The sequence below is a fragment of the Nioella aestuarii genome, from assembly GCF_050896395.1.
Taxonomy (GTDB): domain Bacteria; phylum Pseudomonadota; class Alphaproteobacteria; order Rhodobacterales; family Rhodobacteraceae; genus Nioella; species Nioella aestuarii.
Map to the genome: position 1 here is coordinate 80390 of NZ_JBPBBA010000001.1, position 26751 is coordinate 107140.

A 26751-nucleotide genomic window follows, 5' to 3' on the forward strand; every position below is an offset into this window, starting at 1 on the left:
TTGGCTTTGGCGTCAACTGGGCTACCATAGACCCAGAAAATGGGAGAATTCAGCATGCGCAAGCTTCAGGTTCAGGGCGTTCATCACATCACGCTGACCGGCGCCGACCGGCAGACATCCATTGATTTCTGGGAAGGCGTGCTTGGCATGCCCTTCATCTTCGACCAGCCCAATCTGGACAACCCACGCGAAGGGCACCTTTATTTCGATCCCGGCGACGGGCGGCTCATTACCGTTTTCACAAATGAAGACCGCAAACCCGACCCGCGCCGCACACCGACCGAGCCCGGTTGCGTTCATCACCTCGCCTTCAATGTCAGCAAAGCCACCTTCAGCCAATGCGTCACCCGGCTCGACGAACGTGGCATATCACATTCCGGCCCCAAGGACCGGGGCTTCATGGACTCGATCTATTTCACCGATCCAATGGGCTTGCTGATCGAGCTGGCATCGTATCGGTTCGAACCGCCCACGGGCTGCACCCATGCCGATGTGATGATCGAGGCGCACAGGATGCGCGTTGCGGCGGGCGACTACAATATCCAGGAAAAGCACCTGGCCGATGCCATCGAACTGCTTGTTGAACGACGCCAGCAGACGCTTTCCTCGGATCGCTCCCCGAAAAACCCCTACTGACCTTCTTCTTGGCTCAAATACTCCTGCCAGAGGCTCCCGACACCACAAAGGGCACAGCATCATAACGATGCTATGCCCGTACCACGTGTCCATGGCAATGCGGCCCGAGGAGGGCTCCAAAGGAGCCTGACGAGGGCCGCCCCCGGATCGACGCCGGAGGCGGCGAAACCGTTCAGTCGTCCGCAACGCCTTCTGCGCGCAAACGTGCCCGCCGGGCCCGGTAGCTCGGCACCACCACCAGAAGCAGAGCCAGCACCAGCAGACCAAGCGTCATCGGCCTTTCAAGGATGAATCCCAGCCCGTCATAGAGCTGCATCGCCCGGCTGAAATTATCCTCCAGCATCGACCCAAGGATGAAGCCGATCAACAGCGGCGCCAACGGATAGTCGGCAAAGCGCAGGATGGTGGCAACAAAGCCAAATCCCACGAGGATCAGCAACTCGGTCGCGTTGTTCTGCCCGATATAGGCCCCCATCAGCGTGAAGAAGAGGATGAAGGGGATCAGGTAGTTGCGCGGCACCGCCAGGATCTTGGCGATATAGGGGATCAGCGGCAGGTTCAGGATCAGCAGAACCAGGTTGCCGATATACATCGAGATGATGACCGCCCAGAAGATCTGCGGCTCATCCACCATCAGCCGCGGCCCCGGCGTCACGTTCAGGGCGATCAGCGCCCCAAGCAGGATCGCCGTGGTCCCGGACCCCGGAATGCCAAGTGTCAGCAGCGGCACGAACGACCCGGTGCAGGCGGCGTTGTTGGCCGTCTCGGGCGCGGCTAGCCCCTTGATAGAGCCCTTGCCAAACTCCTCCTGCTCTTCTCGTGGTGCGATATTGCGTTCCACAGCATAGCCCAGGAAAGACGCGATGGTCGCCCCTGCGCCCGGCAACACCCCGATGAAAAAGCCCTGAATCGACTGGCGGCCGATGACCGGCGCAATCTTCCTTGCTTCCTCTCGGGTGATCCGCAGATCCTTGATCTCGCCGCTGCTACTTCCATCTGCACTCTTGGACCTGGCAGGATTCAGCACCAGGTACATCGCTTCGGGAAGGGCGAACATCGCCATGGCCAAGGTGATGAAACCGAAGCCCGATTGCAGGTCCATCAGCCCCATGGTGAAACGCGGCATGTTATAAAGCGCGCCTTCGCCTACTGTCGCCATGATCAGCCCAAGCAGGGTCATCAAAAGCGCCTTGGCCACATTGCCGGTGCCGGCAAAGGCGGCAATGGCCGACAGCCCGACCACCATCAGCGCGAAATACTCGGCCGAGTGGAAGAGAAGGGCAACGGTGGACAGTGCCGGCGCAAAGATCATCAGCAAAAGCGCCCCGATGGATCCGCCAGCAAAACTGGCAATCGCGGCGATGGTCAGCGCCTTGCCCGCCTGACCCTTTCGCGCCATCGGGTAGCCGTCGAAACTGGTGGCCACGGTCCCGGCCACGCCCGGCGCGTTGATCAGGATCGAGGAGGTCGAGCCGCCAAAGATCGCACCGTAATAGACCCCTGCCAGCAGGATCAGCGCTGCCGACGGATCGCCGATGGTGATTGCGACCGGGATCATGATCGCAATGATGGACATCGGGCCAAGCCCCGGCAGCATCCCGATGAATGTGCCGATCAGGCAGCCGCCGATGACCATCAGGAGATTGGTAACGGAAAAGGCCGTGGAGAGGCCGATCATCAAACCTTCAAGCATGTTCTTACACCCCCATGAAGAACGGCCAGGGACGCAGGAAGATGCCAAGCACCTCCTGCACCAGATACCAGATGAACCCTGCCGCAATCAGCGACACGGGGATCATGATGTGAAACTTGCGCTCGCCCAGGATCATCGAGCCGCCGATCAGAAAACCGGTGGTCGAGATCAGGAACCCGGCAGGGCGCAGAAGCAGCGCATAAGCCACCATGAGCGCCAGCAGAGCCAATGCCTGCCCGACCTTGTAGTCGCCAAGACGACGGTAGTTGATATCCATCGGCTTTGGATCAGCGGCGGGTTTTTCCAGCCCCAGCACAATGATCAGCGCGGTGGCAGAGCCAAGGACGGCCAACACCTTGGGGAAGGTCGAGGGCCAGACCGGGTTGCGCTGCATAAAGGGCGGCAGGCTCGCATCCATTGTGAAAAAGGCCCCGTATCCGTAAGCGAGGCATATCATTAGGATCACCAATGCGATCCATCGGTCCAGTGCCATCTGTCCCTCTCCAATTCTGTAAGATCCCTGCGGGCGGTATTGGCCCGGCGCTAAGCCGCTTCGAAGCGGCTTGTCCCACGCGGTTTCGAAACCGCGCCTCACGGGCTTTCCAAAGCCCGTCCTTTAAGGCGCTTCGAAGCGCCTTGTTGGCCCCGCGCCCGAAAGCGCGGGGCCGGACAGGCCTCAGAGGAAGCCCAGGGTCCGCATCAGGTCACCAATTGCAGTTTCCTGTGCTTCAAGGAAGGCACGGAAATCGTCACCCGAATTGTGGATGTTCACCCAACCGTTGCGGGCGCGCACGGCTTCCCACTCTTCGGTGTCGTACATCGCCGCCAGAGTATCGCGATAGGCTTGCGCTTCCTCTTCCGACAGGGTCGGTGCGCCGAAGAAGCCACGCCAGTTGACGAATTCGACGTCGATGCCCTGCTCCATCATGGTCGGTGCATCTTCGTAGGCGCCAACACGGTCGGGCGAGGTCACGCCGAGAATGCGCACTTCGCCTGCATTCGCCAGGTCAACCGCTTCCGAGAAGCCGGTGGACAGCGCCTGGATCTCACCAGACAGAAGGCCCGCCATGGCCGCGCCACCCGCGTCATAGGGAATATAGCGCACGTCAAGCGGATCTTCGCCCGCTGCCTGCATCACCATCGCGGCAACGAGGTGATCCATACCGCCGGGAACAGAACCGCCACCGATGGCGACCGAGCTGTTGTCGGCGCGATAGGCGGCCAGCAGATCGTCCATCGACTGGATCGAGCTGTCGGTGTTCACGACGAGCGCGGCATAGTCACCGATGGTGCCCGCGATCAGCGTCAGGTCACGGAAGCTCTGCGGGAAAACGCCCGTCAGTGAGCGGATCACGATGGGGGTGGAGTTCACCATCAGCGTGCCGTGCTGGCTTTCCGAGTTTTCAATCATGTACGCGATGGCAACACCGCCGCCGCCGCCAGACATGTTCTCATAGCTGGCGCTGCCCACCAGACCGGACTCGGTCAGGGCTTCGCCGGTGCCACGCGCGGTGCCGTCCCAGCCTCCGCCGGCGCCGCCGGGGATCAGGAAGTGGATGCTATCCATCTGCTGGTGGCCGTCGGCCAGGGCAGGTGTGCCGAGGCTCATCGCGGCGACCGCCGCAGCCGCAAAGGCCCGACGGGTCAGGTTCGTTTTCATCATTGTCTCCTCCCAATTTGACAAAGCGGGGCATGTGCCCATGACTGAAAGGAAACACCCCAACCTGACATTCACCTGTCACGATGAAAGAAAGGTCTACCACGCCGATGAGGTTCCTTCTTGTGGAAGATAACCAGCAGCTCGCCGCCGCCGTGCTGGACAGACTGTCTCTGGATGGGCATGTGGTGGATCACGCAGGTGATCTGGGAATGGCCGAGGATTTTATCTCAACCACTGATTACGACTTGATTTTGTTGGATATTATGCTGCCAGATGGTGATGGCCGCGATTTTCTGAACGCGCAAAGGGCGCGCGGCAAAGACACGCCCGTAATCGTTCTGACGGCCCGATCCGAGGTCTCTGACCGGGTTGGCGCGCTTGATATGGGGGCCGATGATTACATCCCCAAACCTTTCGATTTCGCCGAGCTCGAGGCCCGCTGTCGCGCCGTTCTGCGCCGCCGGACCGGCACCGCGACCAACGTCAAACGATTCGGCACCGTCGCCTTTAACCCGCTGGAAGGCACGCTCAAGAATGGCGACAAGGTCATCGGGCTGCGCAATCGCGAGCTGCGGCTGCTGGAGGTCTTCTTCGCAGCGCCCGGCCAGATCATCCCCAAACCCAAGCTCGTGGACCGGCTGTTTTCCTATGATGAGGATGTCTCGGAGAACGCCATAGAGGTCTATGTGGGCCGCCTGCGAAAGAAGCTGGAGGGTAGCGACGTATCCATCGTTACCGTGCGCGGTCTTGGCTATCGGCTAGAGGTTCCGTGATGTGGCCCTTTCGCACGCCCCCGTCCATCCGCCGCAGGCTGACGCTGCAACTGCTGACCGGTGCGGCGGTCATGGCACTGGTGCTGTTCTTCATCGTTTTCAGCTTCGCCCGCCAGATCGGTGCGGAATCGCAGGACCGTATCCTTGCCGCCTCGGCCACGTCGATCCTTGATGCCACGACCGTTCAATCGGGCAATGTCAGCGTCGACATCCCGTATTCCGCCTTCACCATGCTGGACAATGCCGTCGACGACCGGGTGTTTTATCGGATTACCCAGGATGGCGAGGGTCTGACCGGCTATGACGACCTGCCAAGCGCCCGACAGGATCAGGGCACGCGCCCTGCCTTTGATACTGTTACGTATCGCGGCGAAGAGCTTCGGATCGCAACGCTGACCCGCCGCGTTTCGGTTGGTGGCACGCCGACCCAGATCGACGTAACCGTAGGGCAGACCCGCGATGCGCAGGCCGATGTGTTGACTCGTATCCTGCGCATGACGGTGCTGCTCGGGCTGGGGTTCTTTGCGGCTTCTGCACTACTGGCGGTCCTGGCCGCGCGCAGCACCGCCGCCTCGCTCTCGCGCCTGGCAGGGTCCGTATCCCGCCGGGGTCCGCAGGACCTGCGCCCGGTGGTGGCAGAGGTGCCTAGCGAAATGCGGCCTTTGGTGACCTCTCTCAACAGCCTCATCGCCCGGCTGTCCGCCGCCCTCACCAGAACCGAGGATTTCATTGCCGAGGCCGCGCATAGGGTGCGCACGCCGTTGGCGACCGTGCGGGCCCATGGCGAAAACACACTGCGCCGGGTCAGCAAGGAAGAAAACCGTGCCTCCTTGCGAGAAATGATCCGCGCCATTGACGAAAGCAGCCGCGCCGCGGGGCAGCTTCTGGACCATGCCATGGTGTCGCTGCGCGCCGATCAGCTGGAACTGTCACCCGTTGCCTTGCGCCCGCTGGTCGAAGATCTGGTTGACCGTCTGAGCCCTGTGGCAGAGCTGAAGGATATGGACCTACGCCTTGATGCAGAAGAGGCATCGGAAGTGATGGGCGACGCCATCCTCATCCAGAATGCCGTTCGCAACCTTATGGACAATGCGATCAAATATGCCCCGTCCGAGACCGCCATCGACGTGACCCTGACCCGCGAGGGGTCAAATGTCGTGCTGACCATTCGCGACCGGGGCATCGGCTTTCCCGAAACCGGCGCAGATGCTCTGACAGGCCGTTTCGCACGGGGCGACAACGCCACCGGCGTCATCGGCTCGGGCCTTGGTCTGACCATCGCCGATGAGGTTGCCCGCGCTCATGACGGCACCCTGACCATCGCCAACACCGAAGGAGGCCCCGGCGCATGCGTGCGATTGTCCTTTCCCTTGCGTTGATCTTCGCAACTTTGCCTGTCCTCGCCTTCGAAATCGAGGAATTCGTGCATTTCCCGGCCACGAACCAGACCGCCGAACTGCGCGTGATTTCCACCGCAGATGCGGACCTGTTCGCACCCTTCATCACGGCCTTCCAGGCGCTGAACCCCGGCGTTGCGGTGGACTATTATGTTGTCAGCTCGTCCGAGATCATGGTCGCCCTGCAAGACGAGGGCGAACGCTTTGACCTCGCTATTTCCTCGGCAATGGACCTTCAGATCAAGCTTGCCAATGACGGCTTAGCCCTGCCCTACCGATCCAGTGCAACCGGCAGCCTGCCCGAGTGGGCGCGCTGGAGGGACCGGGTCTTTGCCTTCACGCAGGAACCCGCGACCATGGTGCTCTCACGCGCCGATTTCGCCGATATGGACCTGCCCCGCACGCGGCAGGAACTGATCACCGCGCTGCGCGATTACCCCGACCGGTTCCGCGAACGGATCGGCACCTATGACGTGCGCGAAAGCGGGCTTGGTTATCTGTTTGCCACGCAGGACGGACGCACGTCGGAAACCTTCTGGCGTCTGGCGCAGGTCATGGGGGGCTTGCAAACGCAGCTCTATCGCGGCTCGTCCGACATGATCGAAGATGTCGCTTCGGGCCGGATCGCGGTGGCCTATAACGTCCTTGGCAGCTACGCGCAGGTGCGCGAGGACCTGCACGACCGTATCCACATCATTGCACCCGAAGACTTCACCACCGTGATGATGCGCACGGTTCTGATCCCCGCCAATGCCGAAGCGCCAGAGGAGGCCGGGCGCTTCATCGACCACCTGATCGAGACCGCCTGGACTGAAGGCGGCGGCCGCTTCGCCTTCCCCGGCATCACGCCCGCGCGCCTGTCGGAAAACGCCAGCCTGCGCCCCATCCAGCTTGGCCCCGGCCTCTTGGTCTATCTCGACCGGCTGAAGCGGCGGCAGTTCATCGAGGAATGGGAAGCGGCGATGGTGCAGCCCGGCTAAGCCAGAGGGTAGACCGCCAGCGCCTCATACCGCGCGCCCTGATCGGTGAGGGTAGAGCCTTGTAGCGAAAAGCTGGTTGCGCGTGCTGTCGGCACCTCCACCACCGGCGGCGCGGCGAGGAAGCCCTGCAACGCCGCCGCCTCGCCCTCTGACATGTGCCGCCCGAAGCGCGCCAGCGTAACATGCGGTCTGAACGCGCGCCGCTCGGGCTGCATCCCCACCCGGCGGGCCTGTCGTTCGACCTCTGCCTGTAGCGCCACCAGCTCCGGCACCGGTTCCAGCAACGCCGCCAGCATCCGCGCCTTGCCCGGCCCGAACCAATCGATCCCCGCAAAGCGCAGCTCCGGCGCGGGTAGCCGCAAGGGCTCCAGCGCCATATGCAGTTCCTCCAACCGCTCCTCGGGCTGGTCATCCAGAAACGAGAGCGTCACATGCAGGTTCTCCCACGGCACCATCCGCCCAGCGCGGAGCCCCCCCACCATCCGCAACAGCGGATCGTGGCAGGTTTCGGGCAGGTCAAGACTGAGGAAGCTGCGCATGGGGTCGGGTGTGTTGGGACATTGTTTCGGGCACTCTCCCTCCGACAAGGGGGGAGAGGCAAGGCCCAAGAGGCGTTATGCTCTTGAACTTTTCAAATCATGCATCTACGGAAATGCCAATCAACCTCAAAGCATCCAGGACTTCCTTTCTATATTTTTCCCTACCGATGAAATCCGAGTAATGTCGAATTTGAATTACTTTCGCATCTCTCGGAAGCGCCTGTCGCAATAAACGTGTTGCAAGTCCACCCATGCCAAGGAAAAGAGAGTTTTCCGCGCCCAAGAGTCGAACCTCTTCTTTGAAATGGTCGAAGTGCGGCTGAAGTTTATTTGGATGTTCTTTTATGTATTTTTTTACTTTTGCACTACTAGGCTCTTGAAAATCCTTTAGAATATCTGTCAGATAACAGCCCCAAATAGGTGTTCCTTGAAAAGCGTATCTGAGTTTGTAATCTTGCGCACTGGGGCTCGACGAATGGAAGTTTCCAAACTTTGAAGATTCAGAGTCGCTCGAGATATTAAGGCCAACCGCGATATAATCAGCGTGAAGGAGTTTTCGAATCTCAGGATACTTCTTGAAATCAAAAATCGACAGGTCGCCTATGTTTGACTTAGGCTTTTCCCCCTCCTCCATCCAGACAGCCCAACTGCTGCACCAAGCATAATCATCAATAATAGCCTGCATAGTGTTGTCGTCTATGCTAGTAAAATGTCCGTTCGAATCCGCTCCACGCATATCAATCTCCCTCATATGCTATCAAAAGGCTTGTTTGCGGAATGGGAACTTAATCCGGTTTGGTTGCACGCTACACTAGCGTACGCTTTCGGCAAACGCCCAAACTTTAAGAAGCGCGGACTCTGCTCTCAGCCGACCTCCTCACAACCGCCCGAGCCACCCTTTCAGACCGGGAAGCCACCGTCACACAGCAAGCCGCCCAGCTTCGCATGTGCCATTCCGTCTGTACGGGGGGGTGTACAGGGGGTGTACGCCCGGTGTACGGGTGGCACCCCCCTTTTTTCAGCCCACGATGTTGAAGCCGGGACCGTAGGGGTAGCCGGTGATGTTCTCGGCCCCGTCCTCGGTGATGATCAGGATATCATGTTCCCGATAGCCGCCCGCACCGGGTTGGCCCTCAGGGATCGTGATCATCGGTTCCATGGAAATCACCATGCCCGGTTCCAGCACGGTGTCGATATCCTCGCGCAGCTCCAACCCCGCCTCGCGGCCATAGTAGTGGGACAGCACGCCGAAGCTGTGACCGTAGCCGAAGCTGCGGTATTGCAGCAGGTTCCGTTCGGCGAAGAAGTCGTTGATTTTATGGGTAACTTCCGAGCATGAGGCGCCCGGCTTCAGCAGGCTCATCCCGTATTCATGGGCGCCCACATTGGCCTCCCAATAGCCCAGCGAGGCGTCGTCGACCTCCTCGACAAACATCGTCCGTTCCAGCGCGGTGTAGTAGCCCGAGATCATCGGGAAGGTGTTGAGGCTCAGGATATCGCCCCGCTGCAGCACCCGACCCGTCACCGGGTTATGCGCGCCGTCGGTGTTGATGCCCGACTGGAACCAGACCCAGGTGTCGCGGTATTCGGCATCGGGGTAGCGGCGGGCGATTTCCAGCTCCATCGCGTCGCGGCCCGCCATGGCCACGTCGATCTCTCTAACGCCTTGTTTTACCGCGTCTTTGATGGCGTATCCGCCCACGTCCGCCACGGCGGCCCCGGCCCGGATCAACTCGATCTCGGCGGGCGATTTGCGCATCCGTTGCTGCATGGTGTGGCCCGCAAGATCGACCTCGGAGGACGGGCTCAGGAAGGAGCGCATCTTGCCCTGTTGCAAGAGCGTCAGGTGGTCGGCCTCAAAGCCGATAACCTTTCCTTCACCTGTCACATGTAGGATCGCCCGCCAGAAGTTGTCGCGCTTCCAGTCGGTATAGGTGATGTTGTCGGTCGCGCCGCGCCGCCAGGGCTGGCCCGCATCGATCCCGGCGCTGATGGTCACGGCCTCGGACGCGGTTACGACAAGCGCATAGGGCCGCCCAAAGGCGCAGTACAGAAAGCCCGAGTAATAGGCGATATTGTGCATCGAGGTCATGACGGCGGCATCGACGCCATTTGCGTCCATGATCGCGCGCAGGCCCATCAGGCGGGCGTCATATTCGGCCTGGGTGAATTGCAAGGCGGGTTTGTCGCCATTGTGCAGGCGGTAGAATTCGGGACGGTCCATGGGAAGTTCCTTCATATGACCAGGGCCCCGGCGTACAGGGCGGTCGCGGGGAGGGCCCGCAGGCAAGCAGCCGGTGCTGCCGGGACGACGCCATCGCCCCTGCCTGAGCTGCGGTATAACGTGATCCAGCCGCCTCCCGCTAGCCTTTTTGCGACACGATCAGGTCGCGTGCTTTCGGGCCGCTGGCCCATCCAAGCAGCAGATCCTGCACCACTGCCACGGCTCGTTTCGGACGCCCATCCGCGCGGCCGACCAAAAGGGTGATCGGCGGCAGCTCACCTGATAGAGGAACCGAGGCCAGACCCTCGCCGCCATAGCTGCGATCGGTGCGCGGGCGCATGTTCAGCACCGCCAGCCCCGCCCCCGCGCCGACCAGGCTGCGCACCATTTCCGTGGTGTTGGCCCGTGCCACAATGCGCGGCGCAAGCCCCCGGTCCCGAAAGAGCGCAGAGACATAGGGTTCTGCCACTGGCCGATCGAGAAGGATAACGGGATGGGCCGCCACATCTTCCAACGTCGCGCCATCGCGTGTTATCGGGTGGCCGAGCGGGGCCAGCACATAGGGCGGAAGGTCGAGCATTTTTCGGGCGACGATCCCGGCCCGCACCGGGGCCGCAGCGAAGAGGATCAGGTCAAGCCGTCCTGCCAGAAGCGCCTCTTGCGCCTCGTCTGCGGAACAGTCGACCAAGGTAATCTCCAACCCCGGGTTCGCCTGCTGTAGCGGGATCAGCAGCGCTGGTAGGAAGGCCGGCGCGACGGGGGCATAGTAGCCAATCCGCAGATGACCCGAAAGTGTCGCCGCGCCGGCCCGCGCATCCTCCAGCACGTTGTCACAATCCTCCAACAGCGTCCGAAACCGAGCCGCCAGAACCCGCCCCTCGCCCGTCGGCGCAATTCCCTTGGCCCGCGTCCGCACCAGCAAAGACGCACCCACCTCGGCCTCGACTTGATCCACCGCCGCCGCGACGGCGGAGGCCGCGATGTTGAGCCGACGCGCCGCCGCCGCGATCGATCCGTCTTCGACCGTTGCAGCGAAGGCCGCCATTGCGCGTAGGGACACACGGGGGGACATGACCACAACCTCATCGAATCAGACTTTGTTAACCTGATAATACTGATTTTCCGATGTTTGGCCTCATGGCATGATCCCCCCGCAAACAGGGAGACCAAAGATGCAGGAAAGACCCGAACAGATCCCCGGCTGGAACCACGTGCCGGACGTGCCAATTCAGGTCTCGCCCTTCTTCAGCTGGCCACCCGATCCGATGCGCATGATCCGGTGGATCGCCGCGCGCTGGTTTGGCATAGCGGAAAATCTGTTGGTGCTGGCGCTGGCAACAATCAGCTGGCTCTGGTTTCAACCACCACTAGAAGTGACGGCGACACTTGCACCGGGCTGGGTCTTTGGGCTTTGGCTTCGCAATCTAGTCCTGATTTCCTTGGTTGCGGGGGTGCTTCACTGGATATTTTACATGCGCAAGGCGCAGGGGGCGCGGTTGAAATTCGACCCGCGCGATCTGATGCACAAGGGTCGTCAGTTCACCTTTGGCGGGCAGGTGCGCGACAACATGTTCTGGACCCTTGGCAGCGGTGTCGGCTTCTGGACCGCCTACGAGGTGCTGATGTTCTGGGCCATGGGCAATGGTTATGCGCCGCTGCTGTCGCCTGCAGATCACCCGGTTATTTTCGTGCTGTGGTTCCTGCTGACGCCGGTCTGGATTTCCTTCCATTTCTACTGGGTCCACCGGGCGCTCCATTGGGGGCCGCTGTATAAAATTGCCCATGCGCTGCATCACCGCAATGTCAATGTCGGCCCATGGTCGGGGTTGTCGATGCACCCGGTGGAGCACCTGATTTTCTTCAGTTCGATCCTCATTCACCTGATAGTGCCCGCGCATCCGCTGCACATCCTTTTCCATATGCAGCACCAATCGCTGACGGCGGCGACGTCGCATACCGGGTTTGAAAACCTGTTGGTTCACGACCGAAAGCGCCTTGCGCTTGGAACCTTTCACCACCAGATGCACCACCGCTATTTCGAAGTGAACTACGGCAATCTTGAAATGCCGTGGGACAAATGGTTTGGCTCGTTCCACGATGGCACGCCCGAGGCGCATGAGCGGTTGAAGTCCCGGCGTGGGCGACGCGGATAACCCCTTTCCAACCGCTGCCGTTTCTCTAAGGTGGCGGCCATGCTGCGCTATATCCTTGGCCGCCTTATCTCGCTGACTCTCAGCCTGATCGTCGCGAGCCTCGTCATCTTCACGGTGATCGAGGTCATTCCCGGCGACCCGGCAGCGTTCATGCTTGGTCTCAACGCAGACGAGGCGACGGTTCAGGCTCTGCGCGCTGATCTGGGATTGGATGGGTCCAAGGCGGAACGCTATCTGTCATGGATCGCGGGGATGGTGCAGGGCGATTTCGGAACCTCCTACACCTATCGCGTCCCGGTGGCGCAACTGGTGGCCGATCGGCTCTGGGTATCGCTGCCGCTGGCTGTTCTGTCCCTGATTTTGTCTACGCTTATCGCCTTCCCCGTCGGGTTGATGGCCGCCGCAAACCGGGGGCGGACGGCGGATTACGGCATCATGGGTGGCACGCAGCTTGGAATCGCGATTCCGAATTTCTGGTTCGGGATGCTGCTGGTGCTTGTCTTTGCGGTGAACCTGCGCTGGTTCAGCGCGGGTGGGTTTCCGGGGTGGGAGACGCCGCTTCTGGCGCTGAAATCGTTGCTGTTGCCCTCGGTCGCGCTGGCCCTGCCGCAAGCGGCAATTCTGGCACGGGTGATGCGATCGGCCCTGATCGAGACACTTGCGCAGGACTACATGCGCACAGCTCGCGCCAAGGGGCTGAGCCGCCGTCAGGCGCTGCTGCGCCATGCGTTGCGCAACGCCCTGATCCCGGTTCTGACCATTATCGGGCTGCAGTTTTCCTTCCTGCTGGCAGGCGCGATCATCATTGAAAACGTCTTCTTCCTGCCCGGCCTCGGGCGGCTGATCTTCCAGGGCATCACGCAGCGCGATCTGGTGGTGGTGGAATCCGTGACCATGCTGCTGGTCTTCGCGGTCATCGTCGTGACCTTCATTGTCGACATCGCTTATGCAGTGGCAGACCCAAGACTGAGGCGCCGCGCATGAGACGCCTGCCTGTCCCCTTAATCTTCGGCGCGGTTCTGTCGTCGGTCTTCCTTGCCATGGCGCTGCTGTCTTTCGTCTGGACGCCCCATGACGTCGAACAACTGATCATCGCCAGCCGCCTGCAACCTTCGTCGGCGGAGTTCTGGCTGGGAACCGATCAATTCGGGCGCGACTTGCTCTCAATGCTCATGGTCGGCGCGCGGGTATCGCTGGCGGTGGCATTGGTCGCCGTCGGGATCGGCGTTGCAATCGGCGTGCCGCTCGGCCTTGCGGCCGCTGCCACGCGCGGCAGCCTGCTGGATGAGTTGATCATGCGGGGCAATGACCTGATCTTCGCCTTCCCCAGCCTTGTCATTGCCATCCTGATCACTGCGGTTTTCGGCCCCTCGGCCTTCAACGCGATCCTTGCCATCGGCATCTTCAACATCCCCGTCTTCGCCCGCGTGGCGCGCGGCGGTGCGCTGAGCCTTTGGACGCTGGATTACATCCTTGCCGCCCGTGTGGCGGGTAAAGGCAAGGCGCGGATCAGCGCCGAGCATATCCTGCCCAATATCGCCAACCTCCTGATCGTGCAGGCCACGATCCAGTTTTCGCTTGGCATTCTGGCCGAGGCCGCGCTGTCCTATGTGGGCCTCTCCGTTCAGCCGCCCACCCCAAGCTGGGGCCGGATGCTGGCGGATGCGCAGACGATGATCTACACCCACCCGATGCTGGCGGTGCTGCCGGGACTGGCTATTGTGCTGATGGTTCTTGGGCTGAACCTGATGGGCGACGGGCTGCGCGACATGCTGGACCCAAGGCTTCGGAGGGTGCGGCAATGATCGAGGTCGACCGCCTGTCTCTCGATATCCACGGCACGCCCATTCTGCGGGATGTGTCCTTTGCCATGCAACCGGGCAAGACCTTCGGGTTGGTGGGCGAAAGCGGATCAGGCAAGTCCATGACGGCGCTCGCCTTGATGCAGCTATTACCAGAGGGCGCGCGTACCAGCGGCATGGCCAGCCTGGACGGGATTGACCTGCTCGGTCGGCCCGAGCCCGAGATGTGCGCGCTGCGTGGCAACGAGCTGGGTATGATCTTTCAGGAACCGATGACCGCGCTCAACCCCGTGCGCACCATCGGCGACCAGGTTGCCGAGACCCTGCGCATCCACGGGGCGGCCAGCCGCGCCGATGCCCTTGATGTCGCCCGTCAAAAACTGGACCGTGTGGGCCTGCCGCGGATCGCGCTGGACCGTTACCCCCACGAACTGTCGGGGGGCCAACGTCAGCGGGTCTGCATCGCCACCGCCATCGCGCTCCGCCCCCGGCTCCTGATCGCAGATGAGCCCACGACAGCACTCGACGTGACCACGCAGGCGCAAATCCTCGACCTTTTGCGTGGGCTGGTCGAAGAAGAGGACATGGCGCTTCTGCTCATCACCCATGATCTCGCCGTTGTGGCCGATATGGCCGACCACGTGGCGGTGATGAAGACGGGCGAAATCGTGGAACAGGGTGCCACCCGCAATGTGCTGAGCCAGCAAAATCACGCCTATACAAGGGCGCTATTCGAGGCATCCGGCCACCGGCCCACGAGGGGATCGCGCCCCGTCGGGGCGCCCCTTCTGACCGGCACCGACATAGACCGCCACTACCCCGGCCCGCGTATTGGGCTGTTTCGCCGGGGTGCGCCGGTTCGCGCAGTGAACGATGTTTGCTTGACGTTGAACGAAGGCGAAAGCCTTGGATTGGTGGGGGAATCCGGTTGCGGAAAATCCACCCTGACCCGCGCCATTCTGGGCCTCGACCCGATTCAGGGCGGCGATATCCGCGCCCTTGGGAACCCCATCTCGCCCACAATGCCACACGCCATGCGCGCGGGCATCCAGGTTGTTTTTCAAGACCCCTATGGCAGCTTCAACCCGCGATGGACCGTAGAACATCTGGTGGCCGAACCTTATCACCTGCTCCCGCAGACACCATCGCGCAGCGAGCGGCGCAGCGACGTCGCCAAGGCGTTGGAGGCTGTTGGCCTGGCAGCGTCAGACCTGGACAAGTACCCGCACGAGTTTTCAGGCGGGCAGCGCCAGCGCATCGCAATCGCCCGCGCGCTCATCACCCAACCCAGGATTCTCGTGCTGGACGAGGCGGTCTCTGCCCTCGATGTCCGCGTCCGTGCACAGATCCTCGATCTACTCGCCGACCTTCAGGTCCGCATGGGTCTTAGCTATTTGTTCATTTCCCACGATCTGACCGTCGTGCGCGCGATCACCGACCGGGTGATGGTCATGCAGGCCGGAATAATCGTGGAAGAAGGTCCAACGGACCGCGTTTTCGATCGCCCCGAGCACCCCTATACGCAGGCCCTGCTGGCCGCCGCGCCGCGCCTGCCCGACTACGCAAGAAAGGACTGACCTATGCAGCTTTGGTTCGACCCCGCAGAGGTTTTCATCGGTGGCCGCTGGTTCCTGCCCGCCAGCGGCGAGACACTGCCGCTGGAAGATCCCTCAACTGGCAAGGAAATCGGCCGCATCGCGCGGGGCAATGCGCAGGACATCGACAATGCCGTGACCGCTGCCGAAGACGCCCTTGCCGGCGAATGGGGCGGGCTGACGGCGGCTGAGCGTGGGCGCATCCTGATGAGGCTGTCTTGGCTTGTGTCCCAAAAAGTCGATGAACTGGCCGAGATCGAGGCCACCGACGTGGGCAAGCCGCTGGCTCAGGCAAAGAACGACGCCATCGCTCTGGCCCGCTATATGGAATTCTATGGCGGGGCGGCCGACAAGCTGATGGGCGAGACGATCCCGTTCCAGAACGGCTTTACCGTCTACACCTTGCGCGAACCGCATGGGGTGACGGGCCATATCGTGCCGTGGAACTATCCGATGCAGATCATCGGCCGGTCCGTGGGCGCGGCGCTGGCCATGGGCAACGCCTGCGTGTTGAAACCGGCAGAGGAGGCGTGCCTGTCGGCACTGGCCTTCGCAGATCTGGCACGGCAGGCGGGACTGCCCGATGGCGCGCTTAATGTGGTGCCGGGCCTGGGGGAAGAGGCCGGCGCGGCACTGACCGCTCATCGGGGTGTTAAACATCTGTCGTTCACTGGTTCCGTCGGGGTTGGCAAGCTGGTGCAGAAAGCTGCTGCAAACAACATCGTGCCAGTGACGCTGGAGCTTGGCGGCAAGTCCCCACAGGTGGTGTTCGAGGACGCCGATCTGGAAAAGGCGCTGCCCTTCCTGGTGAACGCTGGCATCCAGAACGCGGGCCAGACCTGTTCGGCCTCGTCACGGATCCTGGTGCATGAGAGCCTTTATGACGAGCTCTGCACCCACATGGCGGCGGCCTATGACGGGCTGAAAGTGGGGCCCGCCATGGCCAATCTGAACGTTGGGCCGCTGATCTCGGCGCGCCAGAAGGAGATCGTGGAAAGTTTCCTGGCGATGACCGACGAAAACCATATCCTCAGCCGGGGCCGCATCGTGGACGACGCGCCTGAAGGCGGACATTACGTGGCGCCAACCCTGATTTCCGGTGTAGGGCCGGAGCACTCACTTTCGCAGGATGAGATTTTCGGCCCGGTTCAGGTGATCATCCCCTTCCGGGACGAGGACCATGCGGTCGAGATTGCGAATGGAACCGATTACGGGCTGGTGGCCTCGGTCTGGTCCAAGGATGGCGGGCGCTGCATGCGGATGGCGAAGAAGCTGCGCGCGGGGCAGGTGTTCATCAACAACTATGGTGCCGCGGGGGGCGTGGAACTGCCCTTCGGCGGCGTGGGCCATTCAGGACACGGGCGGGAAAAGGGATTTGAGGCGCTTTATGGCTTTTCCGTCCTCAAGACTGTTGCGGCCCATCACGGCTAGGCGCGGGGACGGGCTTTGGAAAGCCCGTGACAAGCGGTTTCGAAACCGCTTCCCACGGCTTTTGGAAAAGCCGTCCGCCGCCCTTGATCAAACCGCGCGCTGACGCTAACCCCGCCTAAACCGCTCCAAAAGGACTGCGCCCATGCCTTTCGACCGTTCCATCAAGATCGCCCCCTCGATCCTCTCCGCCGATTTCGCCAATTTCGGGGCCGAGATCAGGGCGATCGAAGATCAGGGCGCGGACTGGGTTCATGTCGATGTCATGGACGGGCATTTCGTGCCCAACCTGACCTTCGGCCCCCCCGCCGTGAAAGCCTTTCGCCCGCATGTAAAGACCTTCATGGATGTTCACCTGATGATCGCCCCGGTCGATCCCTATATCGACGCCTATGCCGAGGCGGGCGCGGATATGATCACCGCCCATGTGGAGGCGGGCCCGCATATCCATCGCACCCTTCAGGCGATCAAGGCCACAGGCAAGATGGCGGGCGTCAGCCTGAACCCAGGCACCCCGCTGGACAGCATCGAGCATGTGCTTGACCTTGTCGACATGGTGCTGATCATGACCGTGAACCCCGGCTTCGGCGGCCAGAAGTTCATCCATTCCGGCGTCGAGAAAACCCGCCGCCTGCGCCAGATGATCGGGGACCGTCCAATCCACATCCAGATCGACGGCGGCGTCACGACCGAAACAGCGCCATTGGTGGCTGCGGCAGGGGCCGATGTGCTGGTCGCGGGATCAGCCGTGTTCAAGGGCGGTTCAGTCGACCAACAGGAGGTCTATGGCGAGAATATCCGGGCCATCCGGGCCGCCGCCGAGGCAGCGCGATAGTCCGCGTCAGTCCCTTGCCAGCAGTCGATCCTGCGCGGACAGAATCATCGGCAGGAAACGGTCAAAGGCGGCCTGCCAACTGGCTTGCATCTCTGCGGTGAAGCCCTCGCCCGCGCAATCTCGAAACGCGCCGAGTATAGCCTTTTCCATGTGCCGTAGCTGCGTTTCCGTGATGTGAAAGCGCAGGTGCGATCGGGCCAGATGTTCAGCCGCGCGCGCCAGTTCGATGTCTGACACCATGGCCCGAACGGTGAAAGACAGCGCCCATATGATCTTGGCCCGCTGCACCACAAGATCCTCGCCAAAGAGATGACGTGTGTCAGGCTCCAGCTCGAAAAACCGATCATAGACGCGATCGGACAACTCCGCCTTTCCGCGCAGGGCGCGCGTGAAGCTGCCTTCGATCAGGGCGATCTGATCGGGCTGCAACGGCGGCGGGTGGTCAGCGACTTCGGACATGGCCCCGCCAGACTGGCAGAACCGCCTTTCCGAACCCTTAACGCGGATCAGTTCATTGCAAGTCCAAAGGGCACATCCTCCCCCGCTGCACGATACCATCTGCGGATCAGGGCGCGTTCGTCCTCTTCCATGTAAGACACGTTCGCAGGTGGCATCGCGTTGGTGACACCGGCCTGCAAGTAGATCTCGCGCGCCGCGCGGGCGATATCGGCGGGTGTTTCCAACAGAATGCCGCGCGGTGCCTGTCGGATGCCGGGCCAGGAGGGTTCGCGCGCATGGCACATGGCGCAGCGGCCGGGGATGGTCCAGCTGACATCCTCGAACCCCTCTGCCGCCATCAGCATCTCTTCGCGATGCGTCAGATCGCGGGCCTCGCTCTCCTCGTAGCTGTCATATTCCGTGCCAGCGGTGGACAGCCACGCAATGCAGATGAACAGGATCACGGTGACAGCCCAGGTCCACCAAGGCATCCCCTTGCGCGCGTGCATCGAGTTGAAGAAATGCCGGATGGTCACGCCCATCAGGAACACAAGCGCCGCAATGATCCAGTTATACTCGGTGGCGAAGGCCAGCGGGTAGTGGTTCGACAGCATCAGGAAGACGACCGGCAGGGTCAGGTAGTTGTTATGGGTGGATCGAAGCTTGGCAATCTTGCCGTATTTTGGGTCGGGCTTGCGGCCTGCCTTCAGATCCGCCACCACGATGCGCTGATTGGGCATGATGATGAAAAAGACATTGGCCGTCATGATCGTGGCCGTAAAGGCCCCCAGATGCAACATCATCGCCCGGCCGGTGAAGATCTGGTTATAGCCATAGCCCATGACGACCAGCAGCACGAACAGAAGCAACATCAGCACCGTGGGCTGTTCGCCGAGCGGCGATTTGCACAGGAAGTCATAGACCAGCCATCCGATAGTCAGCGAGGCTGCGGAGATCAGGATGCCCTGCCAGGTGGACAAATCCGCTTTGGCCGGGTCGATCAGGTAAAGCTCCGCCCCCGCCCAATAGACCAGAATCAAGAGCGCCGCGCCGGAAAGCCATGTGGAATAGCTCTCCCATTTGAACCAGGTCAGATGCTCGGGCATTGCCTCGGGCGCCACCAGGTACTTGCGGATATGGTAGAACCCGCCGCCATGAACCTGCCATTCCTCACCATCGGCGCCGCGCAAGTCACCCTCGCGTCGCAGGCCAAGGTCAAGCGCGATGAAATAGAAGCTCGACCCGATCCAGGCGATTGCCGTGATGACATGCAGCCACCGCACAGCCGTTTCCAGCCAATCCCACATGATCAGGAAATCCTGCATCCCCGTACCCTTTTTGGTTTTGTCGTTTCAGTTTAGACCTATCGCAGCGCATGTTTAGCCGGTATTGCAAGAAATTACCGAGCTGTTTCAAATAAAGGCTACGAATACACATGGCCTACCTAGATAATGTGCGAACTTTCGTGCGGGTGTTCGAATTGGGGTCTATGTCGGCAGCAGCGCGGGATCAGCGGATTTCGGCGGCTGTGGCCTCGTCGCGGATATCGCAGCTGGAGGAGCACCTGAACGTGCGCCTCTTCCAGCGCACGACACGGCAGCTGAATCCGACGGAACAAGGGGTGATCTTCTATCGCGGGGCCTGCAAGATCCTGGAAGCGGTGGAGGAAGCAGAGGCAGAAATCAACAAGGTCACGCAAACCCCGCGCGGTACGCTCTATATCGCGGCACCGCTTGGGGTTGGGCGCCGCCTTGTTGCGCCTGCGATGCCTGCGTTCAAGGCGGAATACCCGCTCATTGATATTCGGCTGAGACTGTCAGACCGGCGGCTCGATGTGGCTAAGGAAGGGCTCGACGTGGCCTTCTTTCTGGGGGTGCCCGAGGACAGCACACTGCGCATTCGCAAGATTGCCGATTGCCCGAGAGTGCTTTGCGCCTCGCCTGACTATGTCGCGCGCAAAGGGATGCCTGAACGGGGAATGGACCTGACGGGCGGCAAGCATGACTGCCTCAACCTGCGTTATCCCGGCGCGCCGGAATTCCAGTGGCCGCTGGAAACATCCGAGGGGGTAAGGAGGTTCGCCGTGAAGGGCCCGTTTGAATCCGATGATGGGGATGTATTGACCGGTTGGGCTCTCTCCGGGCAGGGGATCGTTCTCAAGCCCGTGTTCGAGGTGGCGGAACATCTGGCATCGGGCGCGTTGGTACCGGTTCTGCAGAACGAACCACCCGTGCCGATCCAGATGGCCTGTCTCTATATGCATCGCAAGCGGCAGGATCCCAAGGCACGGCTGCTGATCGACTTCATGTCGGATCACATCCGGCGCGAACTTCCATCATAGGCTCCAAAAAGGATCTTCGAAGATCCTTTCAATGCCCTTGCAAGGGCATTCCCCCGCCTAGCTTCCCCGGTAGGTGGAAAACCCATAGGGCGACAACAGCAGCGGAACGTGATAGTGCGCCTCCGCATCCGACATGCCAAAGCGGATCGGCACCTGGTCGAGAAACAGCGGCTCATCTCCGCCCTGCCCCGATGCACGTAGATAGCCACCCGCAAAGAACACCAGTTCATAGCTGCCCGTCTTGAATTTGTCTTGTGGCAGAATGGGGCTATCGGTGCGCCCATCCGAGTTGGTTTCCATCTCGACCAGCTTGCTGTGCGAATTGCCCGACACGCGATAAAGCACGATTTTCAGCCCTGCCGCCGGGCAACCCCGCGCAGTGTCCAGCACATGTGTCGTTAAATATCCGGCCATCGCCCTCTCCTTGAACTTGTCGCCCGTTTATGCAGCGTTGCGACGGTCTGCGCACTGCCGGTACTGCAACAGCAGTTTCAAAAATCTCGAGAAAGTCAAAAGCTCTTCCCTAATCTATGGTGGCGCAAATGCGACAAGGACTGCAACAGGTGACACGCTACCCCAGAGACATGCGCGGCCATGGCCCCGACGCGCCCGACCCGAAGTGGCCGGGTGGCGCAAAAATCGCCGTGCAAATTGTCCTGAATTACGAGGAAGGCGGCGAGAACTGCATCCTTCATGGCGATGCCGCGTCCGAGGCGTTCCTGTCGGAAATCGTGGGCGCCGCGCAATGGCCGGGCCAGCGACACTGGAACATGGAGTCGATCTATGAATACGGCGCGCGCGCCGGGTTCTGGCGGCTGCATCGGCTGTTCACCTCCATGGATATCCCGTTGACCGTTTACGGTGTCGCCACCGCGCTGGCCCGCAGCCCCGAGCAGGTGCGCGCCATGCAAACGGCCGGGTGGGAAATTGCCAGCCACGGGCTCAAGTGGGTCGAACACAAGGACATGCCCGAGGAGGAGGAGCGCGCTCAGATCACCGAGGCCATCCGCCTGCATACCGAGGTAACAGGCGAGCGTCCGCGCGGCTGGTACACGGGTCGCTGTTCGGTGAACACCGTGGCGCTCGCGGCTGAGGCCGGGATGGATTACATCTCCGACACCTATGCCGATGACCTGCCCTATTGGGTGAAGATCGCCGACAAGGATCAGCTGATCATCCCCTACACGCTCGACTGCAACGACATGCGCTTTGCCACGCCGCAGGGGTTCAACTCTGGCGACCAGTTTTTCGCCTACCTGAAAGACAGCTTCGACGCGCTTTATGCCGAGGGCGAAGCAGGCCAGGCCAAGATGCTGTCGATTGGTCTGCATTGCCGCCTGATCGGTCGTCCGGGCCGGGTGATGGCGCTGAAACGCTTCCTCGACTACGCTGCAGGTCACGAGAGCGTCTGGTTCGCCCGCCGCATCGACATCGCGGACCACTGGGCACGGGAACACCCGGCCAAGGAGCGCCCCCTGCCCTCGCAGATGAGCCGGGAAGAGTTCGTCGCGGCCTATGGCGGCATTTTCGAGCATTCCCCCTGGATCGCGGACCGGGCCTGGGAACTGGAGCTTGGCCCCGCCCATGATTGCGCCGCAGGCGTCCACAACGCGCTTGCGCGCGTCTTTCGAACAGCGAGCAACGATGAGCGGCTCGGCGTGCTGCGCGCCCACCCCGATCTGGCTGGAAAGCTGGCATCTGCGGGCAGGCTGACGGCGGAATCGACTTCGGAACAGGCGGGGGCGGGGCTGAACATGCTGACCGATGAGGAACGAGCGGACTTCACCCGGCTCAACACCGCCTATGTCGACAAGCACGGTTTCCCCTTCATCATCGCTGTTCGAGATCATGATAAGGCCTCTATCCGCGCGGCGTTCGACCGGCGGATCGACAATGATACCGACACCGAATTTGCCGAAGCCTGCCGACAGGTCGAACGCATCGCGGAGTTTCGGCTGATGGACCTGTTGCCGTGACCATGCTGACCCCACGCCCCCTGACGCAAGCGGAATTCGCGGCCTTCGGGGACGTGATCGAGCTGAAAGGCACGCCCGACAAGCTCATCAATCAGGGGATGTGCGGGCGTCATCACGACCTTGCCGTCCTCGATTTCGCAGATGGCCGCGCGGGGATCAGCCTGTTTGACGCCGAGGCGCGGCATCTGCCATGCGAGGTTGCACTTGTGGAGCGTCATCCTCTTGGAAGCCAGGCATTTGTCCCGATCTCAGGAACACCCTTTCTTGTCATCGTGGCCGAAGATGACGACGGCACCCCCGTCAACATTCAGGCTTTCGTCACCCAACCCGGCCAGTCTGTGAACCTCCATCGCGGGGTCTGGCACGGGGTGCTCTGCCCGCTTGGGAAACGCGGGCTTTACGCCGTGGTCGATCGGATCGGCCCCGGAAACAATCTGGAGGAGCATTGGTTCGACACACCGCTGAACGTCGGGCCGATGATGTGAACCCGCCGCCAAGAGCGGGGCTTTCGGCACCATCCAACAGAAGGGAAATAAGTGATGGCTGACACGTCAATCGGGACCGCAGAACAACTGCGCGATCCCAACTACACACCACCGCTGGCCAAGGCAGTCCCGCTTGGCATCCAGCATGTGCTGGCAATGTTCGTCTCGAACGTCACGCCAGCGATCATTGTCTGCGGCGCGGCCGGGTTCGGCTTCGGCTCGAACTCGCCTGACTTCCCGCAGATGATCTACATGATCCAGATGTCGATGTTCTTTGCGGGTATCGCAACCTTGCTTCAGACCATGGGTTTGGGTCCCGTCGGCGCGCGCCTGCCAATCGTGCAGGGCACGTCCTTTGCCTTTATCCCGATCATGATCCCACTGGTCGCCGGTCAGGGCGTTGACGCGATTGCTGTCCTGATGGGCGGCATCCTCGTGGGCGGCCTGTTCCATGCCTGCCTGGGCCTCTTCATCGGCAAGATCCGCTTTGCCCTGCCACCGCTGGTCACGGGCCTTGTGGTCACGATGATCGGTCTGGCGCTGGTCAAGGTCGGCATCCAGTATGCCGCGGGCGGTGTTCCGGCCATTGGGACCGAAGAATATGGCTCGCTCCAGAACTGGACCGTGGCGGGCGTGGTGATCCTCGTCACGCTTGGCCTGAAATTCTTCACCCGTGGGATGCTGTCGGTCTCGGCCGTGCTGCTTGGCCTGATCGCTGGCTATGTGGTGGCGTATCTGATGGGAATGGTGAATTTCGGCAATATCGGCCGGGCCGCGGCTGTCGCCCTGCCCAACCCGCTGCATTTCGGGCTGGAGTTCAGTGTTGCCGCCATCGTCGGCTTCTGCCTTATGAGCTTCGTCTCGGCGGTGGAAACCGTGGGGGACGTCAGCGGCATCACCAAGGGCGGTGCCGGTCGTGAAGCAACCGACACCGAGATCCAGGGCGCAACCTTTGCGGATGGTCTTGGTACGGCTGTTTCCGGTCTCTTTGGCGCGCTTCCCAATACCTCGTTCAGCCAGAACGTGGGCCTCATCGCGATGACCGGTGTCATGAGCCGCCATGTGGTGACCATCGGTGCGCTCTTCCTGATCGTGGCCGGGCTGATCCCCAAGGTTGGGGCGATCATTTCAACCGTGCCAATCGAGGTGCTTGGCGGCGGGGTCATCGTGATGTTCGGCATGGTCGTGGCAGCAGGTGTCTCGATGCTGTCGGACGTGGACTGGAACCGGCGCAACATGGTGATCTTCGCGATTGCCCTGTCGCTCGGGCTTGGCCTGCAGCTGGAACCCGGTGCGCTGCAATACCTGCCCGCAACGCTGAAGGTTCTGGCGACGTCGGGCATTCTGCCTGCAGCCCTGATCGCCATCGTGCTGAACCTGGTTCTGCCGGAAGAACTTGCGGCTGAAGCGACCGAAGAGGTCTCGGGCGGCATGTCCGGTCACGGTCAGTAAGCCAAGGGATCAACCGCACAGCAAAGGGCCGCGCCTAACCACAGGCGCGGCCCAATTTTCTTGGAAGAAAATTTGAAAGGATCTTCAAAGATCCTTCCCCCGCCCCATGTGCGAAGTCAGAGCACTGCGTGCCGGTTCACATCCTTGTAAAGCAGGTAGCGGAATGGCCCCGGTCCACCGGCATAGCAAGCCTGCGGGCAGAAGGCGCGCAGCCACATGAAATCGCCCGCCTCAACTTCGACCCAGTCCCGATTAAGGCGATAAGCCCCCTTGCCTTCCAGCACGTAGAGCCCGTGCTCCATCACATGGGTTTCAAGGAAGGGAATGACCGCGCCAGGTTGCAGGGTGACAATGGTCACATGCATGTCATGCCGCAGGTCTTCATGATCCATGAACCGCGTTGTGGCCCAGGCCCCATCCGTATCCGGCATCACATTCGGTGCAATCGACGCCTCGCTGGCGACCACAAAAGGATCAGGCAGGCCAAGCCCGTCTACAGGCTGGTATGCCTTGCGAATCCAGTGGAAACGGGCAGCCCCCCCGGCCATGGCCCGCAAAGCCCATTTGGTGCCTGCGGGTACGAAGGCAAAGCCGCCGGGGCCAAGCTCATAATCCGTGCCAGCGATGGTGATTGCCAGATGCCCGTCCAACACGAACAGCGCCGCTTCTGCGCGCGGGTCGGTTTCGGGGCGGTCACTGCCGCCGCCGGGCTGAACCTCGGCAATGTACTGCGAGAACGTCTCTGAAAACCCTGACATGGGCCGCGCGATGATCCAGAACCGGGACTTCTCCCAAAACGGCAGCTGAGACGTCACGATATCCGACAGGCAGCCCCGCGGGATGACCGCATAGGCTTCGGTGAACACTGCCCTGTCCGTCAGCAACTGCGATTGCGGCGGCAGGCCGCCCTGTGGGGCATAATACGTGCGCGGGGGCATAGGGTGGGCTCCGGTCGGAAATGTGAGCCCCCATCAAACCCCATGCCTGGCCCTGGCACCACTGCCAACAGGCCCGAAATTGACTAAAGGTATCCGTGGCAGAAGCTGATAATCCCGTGCTGCGCAAATCAGGCCGTTGCAGTTTCGTCAACCGCCAGTCCGCCGATCCGGGCGATCTGCGCCACGATTTCCTTCACCCCTTTGCGGTGTTTTAGCTGCGCGAACAGGAAGGGCCGCCCTGCACGCATTCGGGTGGCATCCCGGTCCATCACATCAAGGCTGGCCCCAACATATGGCGCGAGGTCAGTCTTGTTGATCACCAGCAAGTCAGACTTGGTAATGGCAGGTCCACCCTTTCGGGGGATCTCCTCACCCGCAGCCACGTCGATGACGTAGAGCGTGATATCCGCCAGTTCCGGGCTGAACGTGGCAGACAGGTTGTCACCGCCACTTTCTATCAGCACAACGTCAAGGCCCGGTATGCGGGCAGTCAGATCGGCAATGGCAGCAAGGTTGATCGAGGCATCTTCTCGGATCGCAGTATGCGGGCACCCTCCGGTTTCAACTCCCACGATCCGCTCTTGCGGCAGAACTTGCAGGCGCATCAGGGCCTCTGCATCTTCCTGGGTGTAGATATCGTTGGTGATCACGCCGACCGACCAACGGTCACGCATGGCCTCGCACAGGGCGGCTGTCAGGGTGGTTTTGCCAGCACCGACGGGACCGCCGATACCGACGCGAAGGGGGCCGTTCATACTCATGATCGGAAAATCCTCGAATACAGGGTTTCATGACGCATCGAAGCGATATCAGCCATAAAGGCGCAACTGCCGATATCGTCGAGCGTGTCTTGCAGGGCGTCCCGCGCGATGGACGGGCAGAGCGCCGAAAGCCGCGCCAGGGCCGCCTGACCTTCGGTCTGACCAAGTGGCACGATACGGATTGCGGCAGAGATGAGGTTGGCCGCGACACCATGCAGATAGAGCGTGGCCACTGTTTCGACTGGAAAGCCCATGTGTCGCGCCGCGCGCCCAACAGCAACGGGATAGGTCAGATCGGGCAGATCACCGCCCCAGATCGCGCGGGTGGTCCGGGCAAATGACCCACCTTGCTGCTCCGTCTCCAACAGCCGTTCTTTCGAGGGCGCAAGCGACCGGGCAAACTGATCTATCTCTTCGGTCTCTTGTGCATCGGCGCGATAGGCGGCCCCCAGAAGTGTCACATCGCTGCGCGGTCCGCCATGGGCGAGCACATCACCGATCCATGCCTCGGCACTGGCCACATCCGTCACCTGTGCCTCGGCCACCGCCTGTTCCAGCCCGTGGGAATAGGCAAAGGCCCCGACCGGGTAAGCGGGCGAGAACCATTGTGTCAGCGTCAGAAGCGTAGAGGGGTCAGTCATCGGA

The 26751-nt window shown here is 61.5% G+C and carries 27 protein-coding genes; 14 read left to right on the top strand and 13 right to left on the bottom strand.

Translation table 11 applies throughout. The features are described from left to right. The first annotated feature begins 54 nt into the window (after positions 1-54). The gene (locus ACROHD_RS00425) at positions 55-636 is read left to right on the top strand and encodes a VOC family protein (RefSeq protein WP_432675281.1); all 582 of its coding nucleotides are present in this window, start codon (positions 55-57) and stop codon (positions 634-636) included. 172 nt (positions 637-808) lie between these two features. Here the strand turns inward: ACROHD_RS00425 and ACROHD_RS00430 are convergent, their stop codons facing one another. From ACROHD_RS00430 to ACROHD_RS00440, 3 genes are all read right to left on the bottom strand, one after another. Continuing rightward, positions 809-2329, bottom strand: a complete 1521-nt coding sequence (locus ACROHD_RS00430; protein ID WP_432675282.1) for a tripartite tricarboxylate transporter permease — start codon at positions 2327-2329, stop codon at positions 809-811. Positions 2330-2333: 4 nt separating this feature from the next. Beyond that, positions 2334-2822 (bottom strand): tripartite tricarboxylate transporter TctB family protein, encoded by a 489-nt coding sequence (locus ACROHD_RS00435; protein WP_432675283.1) that lies wholly within the window; start codon positions 2820-2822, stop codon positions 2334-2336. Between the two features lie 183 nt (positions 2823-3005). After that, positions 3006-3989: a tripartite tricarboxylate transporter substrate binding protein gene (locus ACROHD_RS00440; RefSeq protein ID WP_432675284.1), complete on the bottom strand. Its 984-nt coding sequence runs from the start codon at positions 3987-3989 to the stop codon at positions 3006-3008. Positions 3990-4096: 107 nt separating this feature from the next. On the opposite strand from ACROHD_RS00440, the gene ACROHD_RS00445 reads away from it, so the two are divergent. From ACROHD_RS00445 to ACROHD_RS00455, 3 genes are read left to right on the top strand one after another with little or no spacing between them, the layout of a single operon-like run. Further along, complete coding sequence (locus ACROHD_RS00445; RefSeq protein ID WP_432675285.1) at positions 4097-4762, top strand: response regulator; 666 nt, start codon at positions 4097-4099, stop codon at positions 4760-4762. Beyond that, positions 4762-6141 carry a sensor histidine kinase N-terminal domain-containing protein gene (locus ACROHD_RS00450; protein ID WP_432675286.1) on the top strand — a complete coding sequence of 460 codons (1380 nt, stop codon included), beginning with the start codon at positions 4762-4764 and terminating at the stop codon, positions 6139-6141. The genes ACROHD_RS00445 and ACROHD_RS00450 overlap by 1 nt, the downstream gene beginning before the upstream one ends. Further along, entirely contained in the window at positions 6111-7139 is a 1029-nt protein-coding gene (locus tag ACROHD_RS00455; RefSeq protein ID WP_432675287.1) for an ABC transporter substrate-binding protein, read from the top strand. The genes ACROHD_RS00450 and ACROHD_RS00455 overlap by 31 nt, the downstream gene beginning before the upstream one ends. Here ACROHD_RS00455 and thpR read toward each other — a convergent pair. The 4 genes from thpR to ACROHD_RS00475 all read right to left on the bottom strand — a co-directional run bounded on the left by thpR (position 7136) and on the right by ACROHD_RS00475 (position 10974). Beyond that, on the bottom strand, positions 7136-7678 hold the full coding sequence (gene thpR / locus ACROHD_RS00460; RefSeq protein WP_432675289.1) for an RNA 2',3'-cyclic phosphodiesterase: 543 nt from the start codon (positions 7676-7678) through the stop codon (positions 7136-7138). The genes ACROHD_RS00455 and thpR overlap by 4 nt on opposite strands. Before the next feature lie 97 nt (positions 7679-7775). After that, entirely contained in the window at positions 7776-8414 is a 639-nt protein-coding gene (locus ACROHD_RS00465) for a hypothetical protein (RefSeq protein WP_432675290.1), read from the bottom strand. 282 nt (positions 8415-8696) lie between these two features. Further along, on the bottom strand, positions 8697-9902 hold the full coding sequence (locus ACROHD_RS00470; protein WP_432675292.1) for an aminopeptidase P family protein: 1206 nt from the start codon (positions 9900-9902) through the stop codon (positions 8697-8699). A gap of 139 nt (positions 9903-10041) precedes the next feature. Then, positions 10042-10974 carry a LysR substrate-binding domain-containing protein gene (locus tag ACROHD_RS00475; protein WP_432675293.1) on the bottom strand — a complete coding sequence of 311 codons (933 nt, stop codon included), beginning with the start codon at positions 10972-10974 and terminating at the stop codon, positions 10042-10044. Between the two features lie 100 nt (positions 10975-11074). Between ACROHD_RS00475 and ACROHD_RS00480 the strand changes: the two genes are divergently transcribed. The 6 genes from ACROHD_RS00480 (at position 11075) to rpe (ending at position 17715) form a co-directional block, all read left to right on the top strand. After that, positions 11075-12055, top strand: coding sequence for a sterol desaturase family protein (locus ACROHD_RS00480; protein ID WP_432675295.1), 981 nt, complete (start codon positions 11075-11077; stop codon positions 12053-12055). Positions 12056-12094: 39 nt separating this feature from the next. Further along, entirely contained in the window at positions 12095-13039 is a 945-nt protein-coding gene (locus ACROHD_RS00485) for an ABC transporter permease (protein WP_432675297.1), read from the top strand. Continuing rightward, positions 13036-13860 (top strand): ABC transporter permease, encoded by an 825-nt coding sequence (locus tag ACROHD_RS00490; RefSeq protein WP_432675298.1) that lies wholly within the window; start codon positions 13036-13038, stop codon positions 13858-13860. The genes ACROHD_RS00485 and ACROHD_RS00490 overlap by 4 nt, the downstream gene beginning before the upstream one ends. Next, on the top strand, positions 13857-15434 hold the full coding sequence (locus ACROHD_RS00495; RefSeq protein ID WP_432675300.1) for an ABC transporter ATP-binding protein: 1578 nt from the start codon (positions 13857-13859) through the stop codon (positions 15432-15434). Before ACROHD_RS00490 ends, ACROHD_RS00495 begins: the two co-directional genes overlap by 4 nt. Positions 15435-15437: 3 nt before the next feature. After that, positions 15438-16883 carry an aldehyde dehydrogenase family protein gene (locus tag ACROHD_RS00500; RefSeq protein WP_432675301.1) on the top strand — a complete coding sequence of 482 codons (1446 nt, stop codon included), beginning with the start codon at positions 15438-15440 and terminating at the stop codon, positions 16881-16883. Between the two features lie 142 nt (positions 16884-17025). Next, a complete protein-coding gene (gene rpe, locus ACROHD_RS00505) occupies positions 17026-17715 on the top strand; it encodes a ribulose-phosphate 3-epimerase (RefSeq protein WP_432675302.1) in 690 nt (229 codons plus the stop codon). A 6-nt stretch (positions 17716-17721) separates the two neighbouring features. Here rpe and ACROHD_RS00510 read toward each other — a convergent pair whose 3' ends face one another. Beyond that, entirely contained in the window at positions 17722-18174 is a 453-nt protein-coding gene (locus tag ACROHD_RS00510) for a globin (protein WP_432675303.1), read from the bottom strand. Positions 18175-18221: 47 nt separating this feature from the next. Then, the gene (locus ACROHD_RS00515; protein ID WP_432675304.1) at positions 18222-19478 is read right to left on the bottom strand and encodes a urate hydroxylase PuuD; all 1257 of its coding nucleotides are present in this window, start codon (positions 19476-19478) and stop codon (positions 18222-18224) included. 110 nt (positions 19479-19588) lie between these two features. Here ACROHD_RS00515 and ACROHD_RS00520 point away from each other — a divergent pair, with 110 nt between their 5' ends. Beyond that, positions 19589-20494 (top strand): LysR family transcriptional regulator, encoded by a 906-nt coding sequence (locus tag ACROHD_RS00520; RefSeq protein ID WP_432675305.1) that lies wholly within the window; start codon positions 19589-19591, stop codon positions 20492-20494. Between the two features lie 57 nt (positions 20495-20551). On the opposite strand, the gene uraH is transcribed toward ACROHD_RS00520, so the two are convergent. Next, a complete protein-coding gene (uraH, locus tag ACROHD_RS00525) occupies positions 20552-20908 on the bottom strand; it encodes a hydroxyisourate hydrolase (protein WP_432675306.1) in 357 nt (118 codons plus the stop codon). Positions 20909-21057: 149 nt separating this feature from the next. Between uraH and puuE the strand changes: the two genes are divergently transcribed. The 3 genes from puuE to ACROHD_RS00540 are packed head-to-tail and all read left to right on the top strand — an operon-like array spanning position 21058 to position 24407. Continuing rightward, a complete protein-coding gene (gene puuE / locus ACROHD_RS00530) occupies positions 21058-22470 on the top strand; it encodes an allantoinase PuuE (RefSeq protein ID WP_432675308.1) in 1413 nt (470 codons plus the stop codon). Positions 22471-22472: 2 nt separating this feature from the next. Continuing rightward, on the top strand, positions 22473-22955 hold the full coding sequence (locus ACROHD_RS00535; protein WP_432675503.1) for an ureidoglycolate lyase: 483 nt from the start codon (positions 22473-22475) through the stop codon (positions 22953-22955). Positions 22956-23009: 54 nt separating this feature from the next. Continuing rightward, positions 23010-24407 carry a uracil-xanthine permease family protein gene (locus tag ACROHD_RS00540; protein ID WP_432675309.1) on the top strand — a complete coding sequence of 466 codons (1398 nt, stop codon included), beginning with the start codon at positions 23010-23012 and terminating at the stop codon, positions 24405-24407. A gap of 116 nt (positions 24408-24523) precedes the next feature. Here the strand turns inward: ACROHD_RS00540 and ACROHD_RS00545 are convergent, their stop codons facing one another. The 3 genes from ACROHD_RS00545 to ACROHD_RS00555 form a co-directional block, all read right to left on the bottom strand. Then, positions 24524-25345, bottom strand: a complete 822-nt coding sequence (locus ACROHD_RS00545) for a bifunctional allantoicase/(S)-ureidoglycine aminohydrolase (protein WP_432675310.1) — start codon at positions 25343-25345, stop codon at positions 24524-24526. 128 nt (positions 25346-25473) lie between these two features. Next, entirely contained in the window at positions 25474-26109 is a 636-nt protein-coding gene (gene ureG / locus ACROHD_RS00550) for an urease accessory protein UreG (RefSeq protein ID WP_432675504.1), read from the bottom strand. Next, positions 26103-26747, bottom strand: coding sequence for an urease accessory protein UreF (locus ACROHD_RS00555; protein ID WP_432675312.1), 645 nt, complete (start codon positions 26745-26747; stop codon positions 26103-26105). The genes ureG and ACROHD_RS00555 overlap by 7 nt, the downstream gene beginning before the upstream one ends. Between the last annotated feature and the right edge of the window lie 4 nt (positions 26748-26751).